The 21301-nt window shown below is 46.2% G+C and carries 18 protein-coding genes and 2 pseudogenes; 8 read left to right on the top strand and 12 right to left on the bottom strand.

What is annotated here, in order from left to right; genetic code table 11:
* Position 1: 1 nt before the first annotated feature.
* The gene (gene corA, locus C2758_RS01125; protein WP_046329509.1) at positions 2 to 973 is read right to left on the bottom strand and encodes a magnesium/cobalt transporter CorA; all 972 of its coding nucleotides are present in this window, start codon (positions 971 to 973) and stop codon (positions 2 to 4) included.
* Between the two features lie 74 nt (positions 974 to 1047).
* On the opposite strand from corA, the gene pyrF reads away from it, so the two are divergent.
* Positions 1048 to 1893, top strand: a complete 846-nt coding sequence (pyrF, locus tag C2758_RS01120) for an orotidine-5'-phosphate decarboxylase (protein ID WP_215328698.1) — start codon at positions 1048 to 1050, stop codon at positions 1891 to 1893.
* A gap of 2 nt (positions 1894 to 1895) precedes the next feature.
* Here the strand turns inward: pyrF and mtgA are convergent, their stop codons facing one another.
* From mtgA to mpl, 6 genes are read right to left on the bottom strand one after another with little or no spacing between them, the layout of a single operon-like run.
* On the bottom strand, positions 1896 to 2639 hold the full coding sequence (gene mtgA / locus C2758_RS01115; RefSeq protein WP_215328696.1) for a monofunctional biosynthetic peptidoglycan transglycosylase: 744 nt from the start codon (positions 2637 to 2639) through the stop codon (positions 1896 to 1898).
* Between the two features lie 17 nt (positions 2640 to 2656).
* Complete coding sequence (gene aroE, locus C2758_RS01110; protein ID WP_215328690.1) at positions 2657 to 3565, bottom strand: shikimate dehydrogenase; 909 nt, start codon at positions 3563 to 3565, stop codon at positions 2657 to 2659.
* Positions 3566 to 3606: 41 nt separating this feature from the next.
* Entirely contained in the window at positions 3607 to 4467 is an 861-nt protein-coding gene (locus C2758_RS01105) for an energy transducer TonB (protein ID WP_215328688.1), read from the bottom strand.
* Positions 4451 to 6439, bottom strand: coding sequence for a ribonuclease catalytic domain-containing protein (locus C2758_RS01100; RefSeq protein WP_215328686.1), 1989 nt, complete (start codon positions 6437 to 6439; stop codon positions 4451 to 4453). Before C2758_RS01100 ends, C2758_RS01105 begins: the two co-directional genes overlap by 17 nt.
* 2 nt (positions 6440 to 6441) lie before the next feature.
* Positions 6442 to 7170 carry a 3-oxoacyl-ACP reductase FabG gene (fabG, locus tag C2758_RS01095; RefSeq protein ID WP_215328683.1) on the bottom strand — a complete coding sequence of 243 codons (729 nt, stop codon included), beginning with the start codon at positions 7168 to 7170 and terminating at the stop codon, positions 6442 to 6444.
* 5 nt (positions 7171 to 7175) lie between these two features.
* Positions 7176 to 8582, bottom strand: a complete 1407-nt coding sequence (gene mpl / locus C2758_RS01090; protein ID WP_215328681.1) for a UDP-N-acetylmuramate:L-alanyl-gamma-D-glutamyl-meso-diaminopimelate ligase — start codon at positions 8580 to 8582, stop codon at positions 7176 to 7178.
* Positions 8583 to 8608: 26 nt separating this feature from the next.
* On the opposite strand from mpl, the gene C2758_RS01085 reads away from it, so the two are divergent.
* The 7 genes and pseudogenes from C2758_RS01085 (at position 8609) to C2758_RS01060 (ending at position 14343) form a co-directional block, all read left to right on the top strand.
* Positions 8609 to 9136, top strand: coding sequence for a TlpA disulfide reductase family protein (locus C2758_RS01085; RefSeq protein ID WP_215328673.1), 528 nt, complete (start codon positions 8609 to 8611; stop codon positions 9134 to 9136).
* 248 nt (positions 9137 to 9384) lie between these two features.
* Positions 9385 to 9834, top strand: a complete 450-nt coding sequence (gene aroQ / locus C2758_RS01080; protein WP_215328671.1) for a type II 3-dehydroquinate dehydratase — start codon at positions 9385 to 9387, stop codon at positions 9832 to 9834.
* A 36-nt stretch (positions 9835 to 9870) separates the two neighbouring features.
* The gene (accB, locus tag C2758_RS01075; RefSeq protein WP_215328669.1) at positions 9871 to 10326 is read left to right on the top strand and encodes an acetyl-CoA carboxylase biotin carboxyl carrier protein; all 456 of its coding nucleotides are present in this window, start codon (positions 9871 to 9873) and stop codon (positions 10324 to 10326) included.
* A gap of 53 nt (positions 10327 to 10379) precedes the next feature.
* Positions 10380 to 11744, top strand: a complete 1365-nt coding sequence (gene accC, locus C2758_RS01070) for an acetyl-CoA carboxylase biotin carboxylase subunit (protein ID WP_215328667.1) — start codon at positions 10380 to 10382, stop codon at positions 11742 to 11744.
* 34 nt (positions 11745 to 11778) lie between these two features.
* A pseudogene (prmA, locus tag C2758_RS10685) lies at positions 11779 to 12708 on the top strand (50S ribosomal protein L11 methyltransferase); the annotation flags it as partial.
* 192 nt (positions 12709 to 12900) lie between these two features.
* Positions 12901 to 13326, top strand: a complete 426-nt coding sequence (locus C2758_RS10680; protein WP_251369273.1) for a DUF3426 domain-containing protein — start codon at positions 12901 to 12903, stop codon at positions 13324 to 13326.
* A gap of 57 nt (positions 13327 to 13383) precedes the next feature.
* Positions 13384 to 14343, top strand: coding sequence for a carbohydrate kinase family protein (locus C2758_RS01060; RefSeq protein ID WP_215328655.1), 960 nt, complete (start codon positions 13384 to 13386; stop codon positions 14341 to 14343).
* Positions 14344 to 14424: 81 nt separating this feature from the next.
* On the opposite strand, the pseudogene C2758_RS01055 reads toward C2758_RS01060, so the two are convergent.
* From C2758_RS01055 to C2758_RS01035, 5 genes and pseudogenes are all read right to left on the bottom strand, one after another.
* Positions 14425 to 14828 (bottom strand): annotated as a pseudogene (locus tag C2758_RS01055) (histone); the annotation flags it as partial.
* Between the two features lie 340 nt (positions 14829 to 15168).
* The gene (locus tag C2758_RS01050; RefSeq protein WP_215328646.1) at positions 15169 to 16335 is read right to left on the bottom strand and encodes a ribonucleotide-diphosphate reductase subunit beta; all 1167 of its coding nucleotides are present in this window, start codon (positions 16333 to 16335) and stop codon (positions 15169 to 15171) included.
* 45 nt (positions 16336 to 16380) lie between these two features.
* Positions 16381 to 19347 carry a ribonucleoside-diphosphate reductase subunit alpha gene (locus tag C2758_RS01045; protein WP_215328639.1) on the bottom strand — a complete coding sequence of 989 codons (2967 nt, stop codon included), beginning with the start codon at positions 19345 to 19347 and terminating at the stop codon, positions 16381 to 16383.
* Between the two features lie 272 nt (positions 19348 to 19619).
* Positions 19620 to 20486, bottom strand: coding sequence for a 1,6-anhydro-N-acetylmuramyl-L-alanine amidase AmpD (gene ampD / locus C2758_RS01040; RefSeq protein WP_256441909.1), 867 nt, complete (start codon positions 20484 to 20486; stop codon positions 19620 to 19622).
* The gene (locus C2758_RS01035) at positions 20440 to 21288 is read right to left on the bottom strand and encodes an inner membrane protein YpjD (protein ID WP_215328636.1); all 849 of its coding nucleotides are present in this window, start codon (positions 21286 to 21288) and stop codon (positions 20440 to 20442) included. The genes ampD and C2758_RS01035 overlap by 47 nt, the downstream gene beginning before the upstream one ends.
* Positions 21289 to 21301: the final 13 nt, after the last annotated feature.

Genomic DNA, 21301 nt, shown 5'->3' with positions numbered 1-21301 from the left:
ATTAGCGTGAGCTCAGCCAGCCCTTGTGGCGGAAATAGCCCAACGGAATCATCGCTGAAATCACCATAGAAATAATGGCAACTGGATAACCCCAGGTCTGTTCTAGTTCGGGCATATAGCGGAAGTTCATACCCCACACGCTCGCCAATAAAGTTGGCGGCATTAAGGCAACGGATACCACCGAGAAGATTTTGATGATCTTACTTTGGTTCAAATTAATAAAACCGACTGTCGCATCCATCAAGAAGTTGATCTTATCGAATAAGAATGCGGTATGGTTTTCTAATGAATCAATATCTCGCAGAATCTGACGCGCCTCTTCTTGCTGCTCATCAGACAATAATTTGCTCCGCATTAAGAAAGACAATGCACGGCGAGTATCCATCACATTACGACGAATACGTCCGTTGGTATCTTCTTCCTTAGCAATTGTTTCTAGCACTTCTTCTGCATCGTGATCGGTGATGTCATCTTGCAGAACGCGCTTACCTGCTTGCTCGAGGTTTTCATAAACCTCTTCCAAAGCATCAGCAGAATACTCAGCATCAGTGGAGTACAGATCAAGTAAAACGTCTTTCGCATTACTGACTGAACCTGGGCGCAAACGGGCACGCAAACGCACCAAGCGGAACACCGGCAAATCTTCGTCATGAATGGAGAACAACACTTGCTTGGTCATCACGAAAGCAACTCGCACGTTGCGAGAGGTTTCTTCTTCGTCTAATAAGAAATCGGTACGAATATGAAGGTGACCATCATCCGCCTCGAAATACCGTGCAGAAGCTTCCAAGTCACCCAAATCATCCAATTCAGGCAAAAGAACGCCAAAAGCCTCTTTAATCCACAGGAGCTCTTCCTCTTCAGGGTCTACAACGTCGATCCAGATAGGGTTGGAGTATTGCAACAATTCATTGCGATCTTCCACTTGCTCTTGAGAGAGGCGGCCATTTTGCAGGACGAACAAGTTGATCATGGTGAACTCCTAAGGAATGGTCGCTAGTTTATCCTATAGCTCATGACAGTTTGACTAAAATAAGCTTAATCCTAATGAACTCTAGCTCAAATACCTTCACCCAACAACTCCAGTCTGCGTGGGCTTCCCAAGGCAGTATGTTGTGCGTGGGCTTTGATCCAGATCCCAAGCGTTTGCCTGCTGTATTTCAGAGTAAGCCTGAGGGGATTTTTGAGTTCTGCCGCGAGATCGCCGATGCTACTGCGGATACCGCCTGCTCCTTTAAGCCCCAGTTCGCCTACTTTGCCTCCCAAAGAGCCGAAGCTCAACTAGAAAAACTGACTCGCTACCTTAAAGATAAATACCCCCACATCCCCGTCATCCTCGATTCCAAACGCGGGGATATCGGCAGTACAGCTGACCACTACGCCTTAGAAGCGTTTGAGCGTTATGGTGCAGATGCCGTTACCGTAAACCCTTACATGGGCTTTGACACGATCGAGCCCTACCTAAAGCACGCAGGTAAGGGTGTGATTGTTTTATGTCGCACCTCAAATCCAGGAGGTTCCGACCTTCAGTTCTTGAATGTATCGCCAAATGGTGAACCGCTCTATCTTCACGTTGCCAAGCTAGCCGCACAGAAATGGAACCCCTCTGGACAAATCAGCCTGGTAGTTGGTGCAACCTTCCCTGAAGAAATTGCTAAGGTGCGAGCCATTGTGGGCGAGATGCCTTTACTCATTCCAGGGATTGGCGCTCAAGGTGGCGACATCGATGCCACCGTTAAAGCTGGCGGTATACCCAACCACCGAGGCACGGGCATGATGATCAACTCCTCTAGAGCAATCTTGTATGCAAGCTCAGGAAGTGATTTTGCTGAGGCGGCTAGAAAAGTAGCGATCGCAACGAGAGATGCATTAAGAGCTGCAATTAACAAATAAGGCTAGCGCGCTTTTTGTTTCTGAGTGGGCGCTAAAGCAACCCTGTCCATATTTTCTAGAATAAAGTCTTGTTGTGTGGGGAAATGAATATTAGCCTTACGGCAGTACTGCACTTTGTCAAAACACTTCGGTGCAGGTAAAGCTGATGCTAACGCTGCTGCCTGTTCGCGATCAAGCGATGCCGGCTTAATACCGTAGTAATGCTGAGAAGCTGCGCCAATACCAAAGATGCCTTCGCCCCACTCCACTGAATTTAAATAGATTTCATAAAGACGTTGCTTAGGAAGCATTACTTCCAACAAACCCGTAATGATGAGCTCCTGAGCTTTGCGAAAATAATTCTGCTCAGAAGAAAGAAAAAGGTTCTTTGCTAATTGCTGTGTGATCGTAGAGCCCCCACGCAATGCAGTTTTGGATTTGCCACTACCCTGTTGATTGAGTTGTGAATTTTTAGCCCATGCTTTTTTTATATCCTCAACCCGAACACCCATATGCTGAAAGAAGATATCGTCTTCGCTCACTAAAACAGCACGCTTGAGATTGGCCGAGATTTTATCGTATGGAACCCAAGATGACTGCACTGGGCAAGACCATGACAGACCACAAAGACGCCAACGTTCAGCCCTTTGAAATGCAGTACTGCTAGGATCAAGAACTACCCATAAGCCAATCTGCATGACAAAGTACATTTGCATGACAATAAAGCCACCCACTAAACATTTCAGAAGGTAAGAAAGCCAACGCATTCAAGCTTAGCTAGAAATTAGGAAGTGCGAAGTTCTGCCAATACAGCGCGAGAATCAATCGCATCAGTCAGCTGAGCACCACGCCAAATTAAGAAAGCATCTGCAGCTTGCTCAACCAACATACCCAAACCATCACTAACCCGCGCACCGCGATACAGCGCTTGCTGCATCAAAGCAGTGACTTTGCCGTAGACCATGTCGTAGGCAAAAGACTTGGGAGTAAAGACATTGCTTGCCGCGGCATCGCTGATAGGAGATTCATCCGATAGACCTGCAGCAGTAGCATTAATAATAAGATCAAAAGGAGATGTGGTCTTACTTACATCTTCCAGTTCGTTCAAAGTTGCTGCCGTCAATATCACTTGTAGAGAGCGAGCCAAATCGCTAAATAATTGAACCAAGTCCTGAGCCTTAGTATTGGATCGATTGACAATAATGAACTCTGCGGGCGATTGCTCTAGCAAAGGACCTAACACTCCGCGAGAAGCGCCACCCGCTCCCAGCAATAAAATTCGGGAGCCTTGAATCTGAATACCCTGAGCCAATAGGTCTCTAACTAAGCCGGCGCCATCCGTGTTGTCACCAAATATTTTCCCATCTTCAATACGCAAAGTATTGACAGCGCCAGCTAGCTGCGCACGCGGTGTTAATACATCTGCCAGAGCCTGAGCGTCCAACTTAAATGGTACGGTGACATTCATACCCTTGCCACCAGCAGCAAAGAATGCTTGCGCAGCGGTTTTGAATTCACCAAGTTCAGGCTGTAAACGCCCGTAATGCATTTTTTGATTTGACTGCTCAGCAAATCGTTGATGAATGGCGGGCGATTTACTATGTGCGATCGGATTACCGGCAACCGCATACACATCCACACCAGGAAATTGGGTGGGATCAGTATGCAATTGGGCAGAAGTGACTTGACTCATAGTAACTACAGGATAAGCGAAATTGAGTGATGTCTTCTGAATTAAGGACGCAAATCCAATCGATCAGATCCATCCCGCGTGAAATCAAAAGTAGAAACCCAATCTAGGATATCAATCTGCTGACGCATTTCTGCAGGGAAAGCGCCAAAGGGGGCAGAAGCACGAATAATCGCTAGGGCCTGGCGATCCAACTCGGGATTGCCAGAGCTTCGTCCAATACTCAAACCATCCTTACCCTGAGCATTATTGGCAATGCGCCCTTGGGCATCCACGCTAACGACAATCACTAGACTGCCATACAAGGGGCGACCGTTAGCCCGCGGAAAAAATGCGCTGCCATAAGCCTCTATCTTTTGGCGCATGGCGTCGTAATACTGCGCAAAGACAACCGCCTTAGTGCTGGCTCCAGTCAAAACCTTACGACGAGGCTCGCGACCATTGGCCTGTAAACGCTTGGCTAGCTCAGCCTCTAAGGAATTCAGCTGGGATGTCGCTGTTTTCTCATCTCCACTTTTGCGACCGCCCGAAAGTACTCGATCCGCCTCAAGCTTGGCCAGCATTTGCTTTTGCTGTTTTTCCAAAACCTCGAGGCGGGCATCGGCACCGAGTCTTGCCCGATGGAGCGCACTAGCATCTTGATTGGGGGTATTGCCGCCTCCATGCAAATCTGCTTGGGCTAATTTATTGGCCTGCTTGGGTGCTACTTGATTACTAGCATTCACCAAGACAACGCTGAGTGGTGTATTCAGACGACGATTTTCTATTTCTCCTAGGCCCCAGCGGAAGGATAAAAAGATCAGATGAAACAAAATTGAGAGGCCAAGGGCATAGCGAAATGGGTGGCGTCGCCAGATACCATTTAAGCGACCTACTAGCTGCGTCAGCTTAGATGGAACTTTCATCACTCTCAGGAACTTCTGGAGTTTCTATATGAAGAACCCGAACCCCGGCAGTAAGCTGCAATAGGTCTACATCAGCCACGCTCACTTCAGCTCGAATCATGCGTGGATGGGCCGCCAACTCGGGAACTGGAAGATGCAATGGGACTAACTCTACTCGAGACATCCCTTCTTTGAGATGCCTCACAAAGACTTGTCTAGGAACTTCATCCTGAGCAATCCAGCGCAAGCACCAATATTTCTCAAGGCGATCTTGGTATTCACCGTAGGCTGAATAGCACGCCTCAAAGTCAGCGGCGATACCCATCAAGGCTGCATCTCGCGGTGGGAATGGCGCCACCATTTTGGCGGTAATGCCATGTTTTGCTATAGCGATTAACTGCCACTGATTCACTAAATCTGAATAGCGGCGCAATGGAGATGTGCACCAAGCGTAATACTCCAAGCCCAATCCCTCATGAGGCCCAGGGGTTGTCTGCATACGAGTGCGCAAAGGACCCCAGCCCTTTTGAGTACGGAACAAACCAGGTATCCCATGATCTGCTAACAAGCGTCCTGAGGCACTATTGCAATAAATCATCCACTCAGCAACGATGGTATCGAGGATCGAGCCGCGTTGACGAGGAGTAATGTCTACCCGTTGCACACCACCAACTTCTTTAATTTGAAAATGAAAGTCTCTCGCCAAGGCATTGGGATCCAAGACCCCCAATTGCTCAGCACGCAATCCATTAGCTATACGCTGCTCCTGGCGCCCTGCATGCAATAACTTTGCCGCTGTCCACAAAACACTGAGCTCTTGACGATAAGCATACTCAGCAGATTCATCGGCCAAACTTTCTTCCGTCACCAAATGCTCTAAGTTCTCCAAGCGAAGATTTGCCCCCATTGGAACCATCTCAGCGCGTAACTGCAGAGTTTCTTTATCCAAAACTCCAGCCGCATCAATATCTACATAAATCGATAAAGCTGGGCGAGCAGCACCCGCATCTAATGAGAACTGAGTAATCACCTGATCAGGCAACATCGTAATTTTGTCGCCAGGGAAATACACCGTAGACATACGTGTGCGTGCAACCTTATCTAAAGCATCATCCTTAGTAATCACTAAACCAGGCGCCGCAATATGAATACCGATACGATGTCCGCCACCCTCGAGCGCAGTAACTGATAAAGCATCGTCAATTTCGGTAGTACCTGAGTCATCAATCGAGAATGCGCTTACTTCAGCGACAGGTAATTCTGAAATAGCAGCATCTAAAGCAGCTTGGTCAACCGCCAAACTTAGATTATGTGCAGCGCCCTGAGGGAAATGTGCTTTTAAGAACATCCCTTGGTGATATTGCAAAGGTGAGTCAATCGCACCACAGCGGATCATGAGCTGCGCAGGTGATTCTCCTGACTCAGTACATGCTGCAATTAATGCTTTATAGGCAGAGGTATTTTTATCCGGAGAAAACAGAAGTTGATTAGCCTGAGATTGAAGCGTCTCTGGAAACACGCCAGCCACCAGCTCTTGCTGCCACTCAGTCTGCTGCTCTAATTCTTTTTGTTTGCGCTCAAGCGCAGCCAAACCAGCCTGCAGTTGCTCTAGTGGTGCCCTTTGAAAACGTCCACGCCCTTTACGACGAAAAAATACTGGCGCACTTTGCAAGGCGATGGCTAATGCAGTCTGTTGCGGTACGCTGACTTGTGCGCCAAAGTACTCATGAGCAACATCTAATAAGCCAAACTCTTCATCAGGTGCGCAATCCCATAAGAACTGCAGATCAATCTCTTTGGATAAAGTATTTGCCGCATCCATTAAGGCTTGCGGTTCTGGCTTTTCAAAACGGAGCCAAACTTCTTTGGCTTTTAACTTAATCTTTTTCCCAGAAAGACTAGTCGCTTGCCATGATTCAGCATCTCCAGCGCCCGAAGCAGACTGAACCGTAGCGACCTTGATGTCGCCACCCTCTTCATATAAAAGATGCATGCTTAGAGGGAGATCCCGCCACTGGCCTCAAGTGCAACACCGTTCACATAGCTAGCTTCATCGCTTGCTAAGAATAAATAGACGTTCGCCATTTCTTCAGGAGTACCCAAGCGACCGAGCCAACTGCGCCTCTCAATATCTTTCAGAATATTTTCTGGCATCGCTTTCACCATCTCAGTGGCAATAAAGCCTGGGCAAACTGCATTTACCCGAATACCTTTTGGGCCTAATTCACGCGCCCAAGTTTTGGTAAATCCAATCACTCCAAACTTGGTTGCTGAATAGTTAGTTTGTCCAAAGTTTCCATAAATGCCCACAACACTAGAAGCATTGACGACAGCACCTTTGCCTGCCTCCAACATATGCGGCACTACCAATTGCGTGCAATTGAAGACACCCTTCAAATTGACATCAATCACCGTATCAAATTGTGCTTCGGTCATTTTGACCAAGCGTGCATCTTGTGTAATACCTGCATTGTTAATTAGGATATCAATGCGTCCGTGGCGCTGCATGATCTGATCAACAGCCGCTTCAATACTCGTACGATCAGTCACGTTCATCACATAGGCTTCTGAGCCAGGAATCAGATCTGTAGCAGCTTTAAGCGCCTCGGGATTGACATCCGCAATCATGACCTTAGCACCCTCTTGTGCAAATCGCTTAGCCGTTGCAAAACCAATGCCTTTAGCAGCACCAGTAATGATGGCTACTTTATCTTTCAGTCTCATGCTCATTACTTTGCTTTCTCTTGTATTGCAGTCAATATTTTTTGGTGCACTCCACCAAAGCCGCCATTACTCATTACCAAAATATGATCGCCAGGCTTTGCTTCATTTGCAACAGCCTTAACCAAAGTAGATAGATCATCAAAGGCTGCAGCACGATTTTCACTCATTGCATTTAATGGGGCTAATACTGCATTTAAATCCCAACCTAAAGAATCTTTACCAGCACTTGCACCGTAAGCAAAAATCTTGTCAGTAGCTTCCAGACTATGAGGTAGTTGCGCTTTCATCACCCCCAGCTTCATCGTATTAGAACGCGGCTCTAACACTGCCAAAATTCGTGACTGCCCCACTCTGCGACGCAAGCCATCTACCGTAGTAATGATTGCAGTGGGATGATGCGCAAAATCATCGTATACGGTTACCCCATTTGCCACGCCAATCGTCTCCAAACGGCGCTTCACATTTTTAAACTCAGCCAAAGCGCGTGCGGCATCGGCTGGTGCAATGCCAATATGATTTGCTGACGCAATAGCTGCCAACGCATTGAGCTGATTATGTCGACCCATGACACCAGAGTCTGGGGCCCAAGCGACCGTTGCAACTTCTTTACTATCTTGCACAACAATAAAACCATCGGCATCTTGAGAAATCAAAGACCAGGCATTGTGTTTATCTTGCCCAAATTTTTCAACGGGTGACCAAGCACCTCTTGAAATGACTTTTTGTAAGGCGGGCTCTTCGCCATTAACTACAACTAGACCATTACCCGGTACAGTGCGAACTAAATGATGAAATTGAGTTTCGATTGCAGCAAGATCCGCGAAAATATCAGCGTGATCAAACTCGAGATTATTTAATAAAGCAGTACGTGGGCGATAGTGAACAAACTTACTGCGCTTATCAAAAAACGCCGTGTCATATTCATCGGCTTCGATTACAAAATACTTGCTCTCACCTAAGCGAGCAGATACCGTGAAATTCAGTGGCACTCCGCCGATGAGGTAACCCGGCTTGTAATCATTGAACTCTAAGATCCAGGCCAGCATGGCAGACGTCGTTGTTTTACCGTGCGTTCCGGCAACAGCCAATACATGCCTATCGAACAACACTTGCTCACCCAGCCACTGAGGGCCAGAGGTGTATGGAAGCCCTTGATTCAGAATAGCCTCCATCAGTGGATTGCCACGAGAAACAACATTGCCGATGACAAATAAATCAGGCATCGTTCCGAACTGTAATAATTGGTCGGGTGAGAATCCCTCAATGAGCTCAATGCCCTGCGCTTCCAGCTGCGTGCTCATCGGTGGATATACGTTGGCGTCACAGCCAGTTACACGGTGTCCGGCCTGCCGAGCGATTGCGGCAATGCCGCCCATGAAAGTACCGCAAATGCCCAAGATATGAATATGCATTGGGCAATTTTAGCTAAGGAGTAGCAATGAACCGAAGACAGTGGATGAGCATCATTGGATTTAACCTCGTAGCCCTTGCTGCGGGAGTGGCGACTTCGCAATGGATCTTCAGAACAGAGCTAGCAGACGACCCCGCAATTAAAGCCTTTTTTGCCAACTCATGGCAAACACCCGATGGAAAATCGGTCGACACCAAAGAATGGCGCGGAAAAGTCCTCATAGTGAACTTTTGGGCATCCTGGTGCCCTCCCTGCGTTGAAGAAATGCCTACATTGGACAAATTACAAGCAGAGTTTAAGAGCCAAAATGTCTTATTTATCGGCATAGGCATCGATTCACCCTCTAATATTCGTCAATTTCTAGAAATGACCCCAGTTTCTTACCCGATTGTAATTGGCGGACTTGAGGGCAGTAATATCTCGAAGCAGATGGGGAATGCCCAAGGGGCGCTACCCTATACCGTTATTGTTAATGCTCAAGGCAAGTCTACTAGCAGTAAATTAGGAAAGATAAGCGAAGAAGAGCTCAGAAGCGCAATTAAATTGGCCTTATAAGACTTTTTAAACGATTTTTGCAATCACTATTGTGGTCAAGATGAGCAGTTTTTGAGCTGAATATTGCCATATTTATGCTTCAAAGCATAAAAAATAGCGAGTTTATTGCGTCAATTTTGGGCTTGGGACAGTACTCCGGGGGTATACTTTGAGTGCAAGATGAATAAGATTCATCATTAAATAAGCAGTTTTCAGAGAATAGCTTTATCTCAGTAATAAAACCTAACTGCCTCTAAAAATATCGATCTATGTCGAAAAACACTTCAATTCTCGTTATCCAAGGCCCCAACCTCAATCTGTTGGGAACCCGTGAGCCAGAGGTTTACGGCAAAACTACCATGGAAGATATTCATACCAAGCTAGGTGCAATTGCAAAGTCCCACTCAGTTGATTTATCCACCTTCCAAAGCAACCATGAAGGCGAGCTAATTGACCGAGTTCAAAAGGCTAAACAAGATGGGGTGGATTTCATCATCATCAATCCAGGTGCTTTTACCCATACCAGCGTTGCCTTGCGTGATGCGCTGGCTGGGGTAGCTATACCGTTTATAGAAATCCATTTATCTAACATTCACCAACGTGAGGAGTTCCGTAAACACTCCTACCTGTCCGATATTGCTACCGGCGTTATCTGCGGTTTGGGCGCCATAGGTTACGAATTAGCACTACAAGCCGCTGTAGCCCGTTTACAAAAATAAAGATTTATTCAGAATTACCCGAGAGGAAGCCTTTCCATGGACCTAAGAAAACTAAAAACCCTAATCGACCTTGTTTCTGAATCAGGAATTTCTGAGTTAGAAGTCAATGAAGGTGAAGATCGTGTTCGCATTGTAAATGCCGGCTCTCCAGCTCCTGCAGGTCAAGTGGTATACGCCAATCCAGCGCCTGCTCAAGCTATTCAAGCTGCGGTTGCGCCAGCTGCAGCATTAGCTGCTGATGAGGCGCCCGCTGAAACTGGTTTTGTTGCTCGCTCACCCATGGTTGGCACCTTCTATCGCGCCCCAAACCCTGAGTCTCCGGATTTCGTCAAAGTCGGCGACACCGTCAAAGTGGGTCAAACGCTGTGCATTATTGAAGCGATGAAACTTCTCAATGAAATTGAGTCTGAGCAAGCAGGTGTTATTAAACAAATTCTGTGTGAAAACGGTCAAGGCGTTGAATTTGATCAACCGCTGTTCATCATCGCTTAATAGATCTCCTATGAGATCTATTCCAATCCACCGTTACTTAACTCAGAGCCGACATGTTCGATAAGATTCTGATTGCCAATCGCGGAGAAATTGCTCTCCGCATCCAACGCGCATGTCGCGAGTTGGGAATTAAAACTGTGGTGGTCTACTCGACTGCAGATAAAGAAGCTAAATATGTGAAGCTTGCAGATGAAGCAGTCTGCATTGGACCTGCGCCATCGCCTCTGAGCTATCTCAATATGCCCGCCATCATTTCAGCGGCGGAAGTGACAGATGCCGAAGCGATTCACCCTGGCTACGGTTTTCTCTCTGAGAACGCTGACTTTGCTGAACGTGTTGAGAAGTCTGGCTTTTCATTCATTGGGCCTACGGCAGCTTCAATTCGCTTGATGGGCGATAAGGTATCAGCGAAGCGCGCCATGATCAAAGCAGGCGTTCCTTGCGTTCCTGGATCGGAAGGTGCCTTGCCAAGCGATCCAAAAGAAATTATTGCCACTGCAAAACGCGTTGGCTATCCAGTCATTATTAAGGCTGCCGGTGGTGGCGGTGGTCGTGGCATGCGTGTTGTGCATACCGAAGCCGCTCTTCTTAATGCAGTCAACATGACCAAAGAAGAAGCGGGTCGTGCTTTTGGTAATCCTGAAGTCTATATGGAGAAGTTTTTAGAAAAGCCTCGCCACGTAGAGATCCAGATTTTGGCCGATACCCATGGCAATGCCATTTGGTTAGGTGAACGCGATTGCTCCATGCAACGTCGCCACCAAAAAGTGATTGAAGAAGCCCCAGCACCCGGTATTGATCGCCGTGCCATCGCTAAAATTGGAGAGCGCTGCGCTGAAGCCTGTAGAAAAATTGCTTACCGTGGTGCCGGTACTTTCGAGTTCTTGTATGAAGATGGTGAATTCTTCTTCATTGAGATGAATACCCGCGTTCAAGTAGAGCATCCAGTCACTGAAATGATTACAGGCGTTGATATTGTTCAAGAACAAATTCGCATCGCTGCTGGCTTAAAACTCAGCTATCGCCAAAAAGACATTGTTTTCCGTGGCCATGCCATCGAATGCCGTCTGAATGCCGAGGACCCATTCAAATTCACACCAAGCCCAGGGAAAATTGGTTCGTTCCATATGCCAGGTGGTCCCGGCATTCGTGTCGATTCACATGCCTATAGTGGTTATGTAGTGCCGTCCAATTACGACTCCATGATTGGCAAGCTGATTGCTTACGGTAACACTCGCGAGCAAGCGATACGTCGCATGCAGATTGCACTTTCCGAAATGGTGATCGATGGCATCACAACTAATGTGCCACTGCATCGTGAACTCATGCTTGATCCGAACTTCATCGAAGGCGGCACCAGCATTCACTATTTGGAGCATCGCCTCGAAGAGCAAGCCGCTAGTCGCGGTAAGCCCTAAGTTGCAGGTCAGTTAATGTCCATTTGGAGTGAGCATGTCCTATCGTGAACTTATTTTCACAGTCCCGGCTGAGATTGCAGAACCTTTAGGTGATGCTTTACTTGAAGTAGGCGCACTCTCAGTTACTGTTGAAGATGATGCCGCAGGTGGTTACGATGAAAATCCACTCTATGGCGAGCCAGGACTCTCACCAGAAGTTCAGGCTTGGGATCGATCTTCTGTAACTGCACTTTTCAATCCAGAGATGGATGATTCTGATGCAGCAAGCTTTATCCCTGAGCTTCTCGCATCCCTTCAGGAAGCAGGATTCAATCTCCCAACCCCCCAAGAAAAGATTGTTGAAGAGCAAGATTGGGTTCGCTTAACCCAGAGTCAATTTGCTCCGATTCAGATTGGTGAGCGTATTTGGGTGGTGCCTTCTTGGCATGAAGCGCCTACCGATCCCAACGCAATTTGTTTGGCAGTAGACCCAGGCTTGGCATTTGGAACGGGCAGTCACCCCACTACGCACCTTTGCCTACTATGGCTTGAACAAAACACTCTGCTTACGAATCAAAGCTTGCTCGATTACGGATGTGGGTCTGGAATTTTGGCCATTGCTGCTGCGAAATTGGGATGCACACCAGTAGTTGGTACTGATATTGATCCGCAAGCGATGGTTGCCGCACGCAGCAATGCAGAAATCAACAAAACTTTCATTCGTTTTGTTCTACCCAATGAAGATTCACCAGAACTCGCATCAGAAACTAAATACGACATCGTGATGGCCAATATTTTGGCTAACCCACTGCAAGTTTTAGCGCCTGCCTTAATAAACAAGATGCGCCTAGGTGGAAAAATTGTTCTCTCAGGCGTTCTTGCTCGTCAAGCAGAGGAAGTCATTGCAACTTACAGTCAATGGTTAACCCTATCCATCTGGAAAGAGAGTGAAGGCTGGGTCTGTTTGCACGGCACACTTCCGGAGCAGGGCCTTAAAGCGAGTTCAGCTGACAAAAATAGAGTTACTTCAGCTCTGACTCAAAAAAAAAGTCCTAAGTTAATCCTTCTCAGCCTTTTTTTCCTTTTGCTCATCATTGTTGGTGAGCACCTTTCTAGAAATTCTTTACTACCAGCATTAGCAACGCGTGTTGATGGTAGCTCTTCTGCGATTGCAACAATGAGTTTTTCTCTTTTACAGAAGTTGGATGAACAATTGTGTCGCGCGCTGGGGTGTGTAAATCGCTCTGTAAGCGATTTTGCCGCATGGAAAATAACTTCGGTCACCCTTTCACCTGAAAGCGCGCGAGAAGGCCTTAAAAACGCTTCCAATCAATCTATGCTGCAAGTTGGAATACAAAATCGTCTTGCACTACCTGTTTTATTCCCGAATTTAGAAATTTCTCTCACCGATGCCGAGGAATCTGAAATCAAAAAGATTCAACTCACTCCGCAAGAATGGTTACCGACTGCTTGGCAAGAGTCACATTCAGATTTTTTACGTCAAGGCGCCCCTGCCGGTGAAATCTTTTCGTCTGCATTGCTGATTTCACTTCCGCAAAATGCTGCTGGATATCGTGTCAGAATTTTTTACCCTGAAAAATAGGCTGCAAACCCTATTTCATACTCACTTCAATTGATTTTTATTAGAAAGTAATTATTTATGGCTAGCTTGATCTGTGGTTCCATCGCTTACGACACTATCATGAACTTTGAAGGCAAATTTGCCGATCAAATCCTGCCAGAGCAGATTCATATTTTGAATGTTGCCTTCCTAGTTCCTACAATGCGTCGTGAATTCGGTGGATGCGCAGGCAATATTGCTTACAACCTGAGTCTTCTTGGCGGCGATCCCATCATCATGGCAACCGTAGGCGGTGATGCAACGCCCTATCTTGATCGCTTAAAAAAACTAAAGATTGATGCGACGCACATTCGTCAGATTGAACAGGCATTTACTGCTCAAGCGATGATCACCACCGATCAAGCCAATAATCAAATTACCGCTTTTCATCCGGGTGCAATGGGAGAATCTCATCTCAACCAAGTTTCCGCAGTGATTGCGGAGCGCAGCAAGAATGCCAAAGGTGCTGCCAAATTTGGAATCGTTGCTCCAGATGGTCGCCAAGGCATGTGGGAACACTGTCATCAGTTAGCTGAAGCAGGCATTCCCTTTGTATTTGATCCGGGCCAAGGTTTACCGATGTTTAATGGTCCAGAACTCCTTGAGCTAGTAGATATTGCAAGCTATCTCGCCGTAAATGACTATGAAGGTGAAATGCTCTCGCAAAGAACCGGCCTAAGCCTGGCAAAAGTAGCTGAAAGAGTAAAAGCTTTGATTGTCACCAAGGGTGCTGAAGGTGCAGATATTTACTTTGAGGGTAAATGTATTGCGATTCCGCCGGTGCCAGCAGCGAAAGTAGTTGATCCAACTGGTTGTGGTGATGCATTTCGGGGTGGCTTGCTATTTGGATTAGAAAACGGCATGGATTGGGAAATTACCGGCCGATTAGCCAGCTTGATGGGCTCGATCAAAATCACCCACCAGGGACCACAAAATCACCAAATAAGCAAAGATGATATCGCTGCTCAGTTCAAATCCGCATTTGGATTTGCCCTCTAAAGCCAATAATTACCTGAAGTAACAATAAAAAAGGGATCTCGTGAGAGATCCCTTTGAACTTCACCCGCCTACAAGCAGAGCTTATGGACGTGTGCCAGTTGGGAAGGGCCAAGCAGCGGCAGGATTCAACGTTGTTGAAGTAGCAGCTTTTTTAGCCACGGGCTTTTTTACAGCTTTGCCCGCTTTCTTCGCAGCAGGCTTACTTACTTTTTTTTTGCAGCTACGCGCTTCTTAGCAGCAGGACGCTTTTTGGCGGCAGGCTTCTTAGCAGCAGCTTTTTTAGCAGCAGGACGCTTTTTAGCGGCAGGCTTCTTCTTAGCAGCAGGCTTCTTAGCAGCAGCTTTTTTAGCAGCAGGACGCTTTTTAGCGGCAGGCTTCTTCTTAGCAGCAGGCTTCTTAGCAGCAGCTTTTTTAGCAGCAGGCTTCTTAGCAGCTACTTTTTTCTTTGCAGCTGGTTTCTTTGCAGCAACTTTCTTCTTGGCGATTGCCATAGTAATGCTCCTTCACGTGAGGATTAGTCCAAACTACCGATTAAGAAGACCCGACCATTCATTTCCGCCTGGTTTTGCAACCGCTTGGAGCCGACGAGCGAGCCATTCATCGGCGCGCGGCTTGATGCTAAGTGCTGCACGCTAATGAATCTTGGAAAAAAAGCCGTGACCCCAAAAGGTAACGGCTTCTTCAATATGCTGGAAAAAATAGAGAGAGTAGACCAGGCACCCTTGGACAAGGGTTTTCGGATTTGAGTCTGGTTTTGCTGACTTTTAAAACTATCCAACCGTCTAATCTCCTATTTAGCCGGCAATGCGCTTTTTAATTAACTACTTATTCCCAACTTAGCGCACCACCAGTTTGATACTCAATAACGCGTGTCTCAAAAAAGTTTCTCTCTTTTTTCAGATCAATCATTTCTGACATCCATGGGAATGGATTCTCTTCATTTGGGAACATCGCGTCAAGTCCTATTTGTAAACATCTACGATTACAGATGTATCTTAGGTAACCTTTGAACATCGGCGCGTTCAATCCGAGTACTCCACGAGGCATCGTATCCTCTGCATAACGGTACTCTAATTCCACTGCTTTTTCGAAGATAGATTTGATCTCGTCTTTGAACGCAGAAGTCCATAACTGCGGGTTCTCCAGCTTGATTTGGTTAATTAAATCAATACCAAAATTACAGTGCATAGACTCATCGCGAAGGATGTATTGATACTGCTCAGCAGCACCCGTCATTTTGTTTTGACGACCCATTGCAAGTATTTGCGTAAAACCAACATAAAAGAATAATCCTTCCATTACGCAGGCAAAAACGATCAATGATTTGAGCAACATTTGATCAGTTTCTAATGTCCCAGTTTTGAAATTAGGATCAGTCAGCACGTCAATAAACGGAATTAAGAACTGATCTTTGGCGCGAATTGACTCGATTTCGTTATACGCATTAAAGATTTCGCTCTGATCTAAACCCAAAGATTCCACAATATATTGATAGGCGTGAGTATGAATTGCTTCCTCAAAAGCTTGACGCAACAGATATTGACGGCATTCTGGAGCAGTAATGTGGCGATAAGTACCCAAAACAATATTGTTTGCCGCTAAAGAGTCCGCTGTTGTGAAGAAACCGAGATTACGCTTAATAATGCGGCGCTCATCTTCAGTTAAACCATTAGGATCCTTCCAAAGCGCGATATCGCGGTTCATATTGATCTCTTGTGGCATCCAATGGTTTGCGCAACCAGCCAGATATTTCTCCCAAGCCCACTTATATTTAAATGGAACCAACTGATTCACATCAGTCTTGGCATTAATCACGCGCTTATCAGCAGCATTGACACGCAAAGCTGCGCCACTGGCTGAAGAAACAGCTTGTGTGGGTGGAGTCATGGCAACCTGGTCTGGCTGCGGACGTTGTACCTCAGCTACTGCTGGCTGTGGTGTCAGAATGACTGGTGCTAATACGGGTACTACTTCTTCTTCCCAATTCAACATAACTTTCTCCTAATTCTTATTTTTCTGTATCAGTTAGCAAAAGGCTTACTGACATGCTTCACATTCTTCAAATCCAGCATCACCGGGGCGCATTGTGCAAGCAGGGCCATCTAACTCTTGCGCTGCTGCTGCATCAGTGCCATTCACACCACCGCCACTAGATACCGCATTTAACTGACCACTTGCAACCGTAGACTTCTCCACGTGCGTTGCAGCCATTGTGCGGAGGTAATAGGTGGTCTTTAAACCACGTAACCATGCCAATTTGTACGTGTCATCCAATTTCTTGCCAGATGCGCCACCCATGTAAATATTGAGTGACTGCGCCTGGTCAATCCACTTCTGACGTCGTGAGGCAGCTTCAACCAACCAGCTTGGCTCCACTTCGAATGCAGTGGCATATAAATCACGTAAATCTTGTGGAACACGATCAATTTTGGACAAGGTACCGTCGAAGTACTTCAAATCCGCAATCATCACTTCATCCCAGAGACCACGATCTTTTAAATCACGGACCAAATACTCGTTTACTACAGTGAACTCACCTGAGAGGTTGGATTTCACAAACAAGTTCTGGAATGTCGGCTCGATACAAGCTGATACGCCAATGATATTGGAAATGGTTGCGGTCGGTGCGATCGCAACGCAGTTTGAGTTGCGCATACCGTGCTGCTTAATGCGGGCACGTAAGCCATCCCAATTCATAGTGGAAGAGCTATCTACTTCAAGGTACCCACCACGCTCTGCTGCCAACAATGCTACCGAGTCTTGTGGAAGAATGCCACGATCCCATAGTGAACCTTTATAGGTGCTGTAAACGCCACGCTCTTCAGCCAACTCATTGGATGCTTGATAGGCGTAGTAGCAAACTGCTTCCATTGAAGAATCGGCAAACTTCACTGCCTCATCACTAGCATACGGAATCCGTTGCATGTGCAGACAATCCTGGAAGCCCATGATGCCCATACCGACTGGACGATGCTTCAAGTTGGAGTTACGCGCTTTAGCAACAGCGTAATAGTTGATATCAATCACGTTATCCAACATCCGCATTGCAGTACGGATCGTTTTTTGGAGTTTCTCGTGATCCAAAATCATCTTGCCAGATGCATCTGTAGTCATGTGCGCTGTCAAGTTCACAGAACCTAAGTTGCAAACTGCAATCTCGCTCTCGTTTGTGTTCAGAGTGATCTCAGTACACAAGTTAGAAGAGTGCACTACACCAATATGTTGTTGTGGGCTACGAATATTGCAAGGATCTTTAAATGTGATCCATGGGTGACCAGTCTCAAACAACATACCCAACATCTTGCGCCACAATTGCTGCGCAGGAATGCGACGGAATGGCTTCAATTCACCAGCATCTGCTTTTTTCTCGTAAGCGACATAAGTTTCTTCAAAGGCCTTACCGAATTTATCATGCAGATCAGGTGTATTTGAGGGCGAGAATAATGTCCAATCACCACCTTCCATCACGCGCTTCATGAACAAGTCAGGGATCCAGTTTGAGGTATTCATATCATGCGTACGGCGACGATCATCACCGGTGTTCTTACGCAACTCTAGGAACTCTTCAATATCTAAGTGCCATGTCTCTAAATAGGCGCAAACTGCACCCTTACGCTTGCCACCTTGGTTCACTGCAACCGCTGTGTCGTTTACCACTTTTAAAAATGGCACCACACCTTGTGACTTACCGTTAGTACCTTTGATATGACTTCCCAAAGCGCGTACGTTTGTCCAGTCATTACCTAAACCGCCAGCAAACTTCGATAGGAGAGCATTCTCTTTCAAGGCTTCGTAGATGCCCTCAAGGTCATCATCCACTGTTGTCAAGTAGCAGCTGGATAACTGAGGACGTGTAGTCGCTGAATTGAACAAGGTTGGGGTGCTGGACATGAAATCAAATGTAGAAAGGATTTCATAGAACTCGATTGCACGACGCTCACGATCTAACTCATTCAAAGATAAGCCCATGGCAACGCGCATGAAGAATGCCTGCGGCATTTCAATACGGCGGTCTTCAATGTGCAAGAAATAACGGTCATACAAAGTTTGCAAACCGAGATAGTTGAATTGCAAGTCACGACTTGCATTCAAAGCAGCAGCCAATCTTGGTAAATCAAAATCACGCATACGTGGGTCTAAGAGCTCAGCAGTAATGCCTTCATTGATGTACTTGGCAAAATAGCTGCCGTACTCTGCTTGCATATCGCCTTGCAATACTTCGCGACCGAGGATTTCCTTACGAATCACGTGCATCAAGATACGAGCAGTTACTTGACTGTATGCGGGATCTTTTTCAATCAACGTACGTGATGCCAAAATTGCGGAGTCATACACCTGAGCCATTGGTACGCCATCGTACAAATTTTTAATAGTTTCAGTAATGATTGGGCTTGCATCAATACTATTGCCAAGGCCTTCACAGGCAGCTTCAATAATGGTGCGCAAGGCTGCCATATCCAATAACTTCTCAACACCGTTATCTGACACCTTTAGACCAGGTTCAGTTGCTTGAATAGATGATTGAGTTTCTTGTGCAGTGGTCTGCTGTGCAGCACGTTCTTGATTGCGCTTTTCACGATAAAGAACATATGCACGAGCAACGTTGTGCTCACCACTACGCATCAACGCCAACTCCACTTGATCTTGAATATCCTCGATATGGAAAGTACCGCCATTTGGGCGACTACGCAATAAAGCACGAACTACTGCGTGGGTGAGCTGCTCAACCTGCTCACGTACACGTGCAGAAGCAGCGCCTTGACCGCCATTAACTGCTAAAAATGCTTTTGTAACCGCAATGGCGATTTTGGATGGCTCAAACGCCACCACTGAGCCATTTCGGCGAATGATCTTGTAATCGGACAATTGGGTAGCTTGGCCACCACCCACGCCACCAGCAACAAAACTAGCAGATGGGGCTTGATTCATCGATTCGGAGGAGCTTATTCCTGGATTATTTGTGCCGGCAGTCTGTCCCGCTGCCTGAGGGTTGGCGTATGTCATATTTTTCCTGCTTATATATAGTTATTTGGACAAAAAATCATTAAAAACAATAAGGTATTGCTGTACTTAAACACTACATCTAGTGTCTTGAAGAGCATTTATCACTAAGTATAGGGAAATATTTAGAAATTAGTAAGTTATTTCTCACGGATATTTATAAGTATTTTTCCCTATATTTTCAATAAATTAGGGTTCGTTTTGGTGCAGTTTTTGTAGCCCTTTTAGCTAAAGGGCGGGAAAGTGAGCGTGTGCTCACATACTAATTTAGAGTCCTAACGCGGGTCTAAACCAAAGGGTAATTTTTCGATAGGAATGTTGTTTTTACCCTGAAACTTTTTCCAATCAAAGCAAGTGCCTGGATCAGTTTTTCTTCCTGGGGCAATATCGCTGTGCCCGACAAATTGAAGATTGGGATAAACGGATTGTATTTGGGAGCTTAATTTGGCCAGGGCGGAGTACTGAGTATCTTCAAAGGGATGATCGCCATCTCCCTCCAACTCAATACCAATCGAAAAATCATTGCACTTTTCTCGCCCCAAAAACGATGAGGCGCCGGCATGCCAGGCTTTGCTTTGAGTGGATACAAACTGAAAGATCTCGCCACGACGAGAGATCAAAAAATGGCTAGATACCTTTTGATCAGCAATTTCTTCAAAATAGGGGTGCAAGGAAGAATCCAATTTGTTTTGAAAAAAATCTACGATAAATTGGGTGGAATTGCGATCGACGAATTCTCCGGGCGGGAGGCTGATGTGATGAATCACTGCTAAATCCGGTACAAGGCCCTCCGGTCGCATATCTTGGTTAGGTGAGATACGCCAAGCAGCCGAACCAAGCCAACCTTGGGCATCCAAGCTATCGAGATGCTCTTGAGAGCAATAGAAACGCATATCTTGCATAACTGCTTCAGATTTTGGAAGGTGCACAGAGCAATGGTGGCATTGGACAATCACTTCCGGCTCAACTACTTTGTTTCGCTCAGCCTTTAACTTGGCAGTCTCATCCGTATTGAGCTTTACTTGTTTTTTGCCTTTTATCCAAAGGTATAAAGCACCTGCACCAGCAAACAATAGAAGCCATTTAATCAAAGTGTCATGCTTTCTGAAGAACCACTTCCAACACAAAGCGACTACCAACATAAGCAAGCAATAAAACAACGTAAGCACTCAAGACCCATCGAATTGCAGCCCAGCCACGTAAACCAACCCACCAGCGGGCTATCAGCAAACCAGCAAACAAGATCCAGGAGATCATTGCAAAAATAGTTTTATGGTCAAACACAAATGGCTTGCCAAATAAAGCTTGTGAAAATAATAGGCCGGAGAAGACGGTCAGAGTTAAGAGTGCAAAACCAACATAGAGTAAATTAAATAGCAGGCCTTCCATGGTCATTAGTGGCGGCAAATCTTCTAACCAATGGGCTAGACGACCATTGGGCACAATCGCTAATTGACGATGCAAGGCGCGATCATAAACACTCATCAACATAGCCTGCATAGCTGCCAGGCTTAATAAACCCACTGAAATAGTGGCCACAATAAAATGAGCCTTGAACCAGGGATCTGAAACAGCAGTTGGAGAAATTAATACCCCTGGGAAAAAGATCGGAAGCAAGGAGCTAAATAAAGCGAATAATATTGACATCCAAAGTAAGCTAGCGATTGGCAAAAACCAGGATTGAAACCAATAGAACGCCAATCCAACCCAGGCAATCAAGGATAAGTCCTGAGCAAACCCAAAAACAAAACCTTGAGATGTAAAGACAGAATCATGCAATTCGATTCCATGCAATATCAAAATCACGAAAATGCTAGCCTGTGTCAGCCAGCCAGAAATGGCAAATTCATTGCCCGACTTCGCTCTCCAGCTCAAAATGAGCAATAAAAATAAATAGAGGGCTGGGGGAAGCCATCCCGATCCTAAGTAACCTAAAATGTCCATTTAGAAAGTCTAA

Origin of the sequence: Polynucleobacter sp. AP-Sving-400A-A2, from assembly GCF_018688155.1 — a bacterium.
Taxonomy (GTDB): domain Bacteria; phylum Pseudomonadota; class Gammaproteobacteria; order Burkholderiales; family Burkholderiaceae; genus Polynucleobacter.
Note: the sequence above shows the minus strand (reverse complement) of the source record. Positions and strands in the feature narration are given on the sequence as shown.

Bases quoted from the DNA above. Each gene is read 5' to 3' on its own strand.
- mtgA (WP_215328696.1), bottom strand. From the start codon at position 2,639: ATGCGTTGGCTTTCTTACCTTCTGAAATGTTTAGTGGGTGGCTTTATT.
- C2758_RS01105 (WP_215328688.1), bottom strand. From the start codon at position 4,467: ATGAAAGTTCCATCTAAGCTGACGCAGCTAGTAGGTCGCTTAAATGGT.
- C2758_RS01060 (WP_215328655.1), top strand. From the start codon at position 13,384: ATGGCTAGCTTGATCTGTGGTTCCATCGCTTACGACACTATCATGAAC.
- accB (WP_215328669.1), top strand. From the start codon at position 9,871: ATGGACCTAAGAAAACTAAAAACCCTAATCGACCTTGTTTCTGAATCA.
- C2758_RS01035 (WP_215328636.1), bottom strand. From the start codon at position 21,288: ATGGACATTTTAGGTTACTTAGGATCGGGATGGCTTCCCCCAGCCCTC.
- corA (WP_046329509.1), bottom strand. From the start codon at position 973: ATGATCAACTTGTTCGTCCTGCAAAATGGCCGCCTCTCTCAAGAGCAA.
- fabG (WP_215328683.1), bottom strand. From the start codon at position 7,170: ATGAGACTGAAAGATAAAGTAGCCATCATTACTGGTGCTGCTAAAGGC.
- ampD (WP_256441909.1), bottom strand. From the start codon at position 20,486: ATGTTGGTAGTCGCTTTGTGTTGGAAGTGGTTCTTCAGAAAGCATGAC.
- aroE (WP_215328690.1), bottom strand. From the start codon at position 3,565: ATGAGTCAAGTCACTTCTGCCCAATTGCATACTGATCCCACCCAATTT.
- C2758_RS01085 (WP_215328673.1), top strand. From the start codon at position 8,609: ATGAACCGAAGACAGTGGATGAGCATCATTGGATTTAACCTCGTAGCC.
- C2758_RS01045 (WP_215328639.1), bottom strand. From the start codon at position 19,347: ATGACATACGCCAACCCTCAGGCAGCGGGACAGACTGCCGGCACAAAT.
- mpl (WP_215328681.1), bottom strand. From the start codon at position 8,582: ATGCATATTCATATCTTGGGCATTTGCGGTACTTTCATGGGCGGCATT.
- aroQ (WP_215328671.1), top strand. From the start codon at position 9,385: ATGTCGAAAAACACTTCAATTCTCGTTATCCAAGGCCCCAACCTCAAT.
- C2758_RS10680 (WP_251369273.1), top strand. From the start codon at position 12,901: ATGAGTTTTTCTCTTTTACAGAAGTTGGATGAACAATTGTGTCGCGCG.
- pyrF (WP_215328698.1), top strand. From the start codon at position 1,048: ATGAACTCTAGCTCAAATACCTTCACCCAACAACTCCAGTCTGCGTGG.
- accC (WP_215328667.1), top strand. From the start codon at position 10,380: ATGTTCGATAAGATTCTGATTGCCAATCGCGGAGAAATTGCTCTCCGC.
- C2758_RS01050 (WP_215328646.1), bottom strand. From the start codon at position 16,335: ATGTTGAATTGGGAAGAAGAAGTAGTACCCGTATTAGCACCAGTCATT.
- C2758_RS01100 (WP_215328686.1), bottom strand. From the start codon at position 6,439: ATGCATCTTTTATATGAAGAGGGTGGCGACATCAAGGTCGCTACGGTT.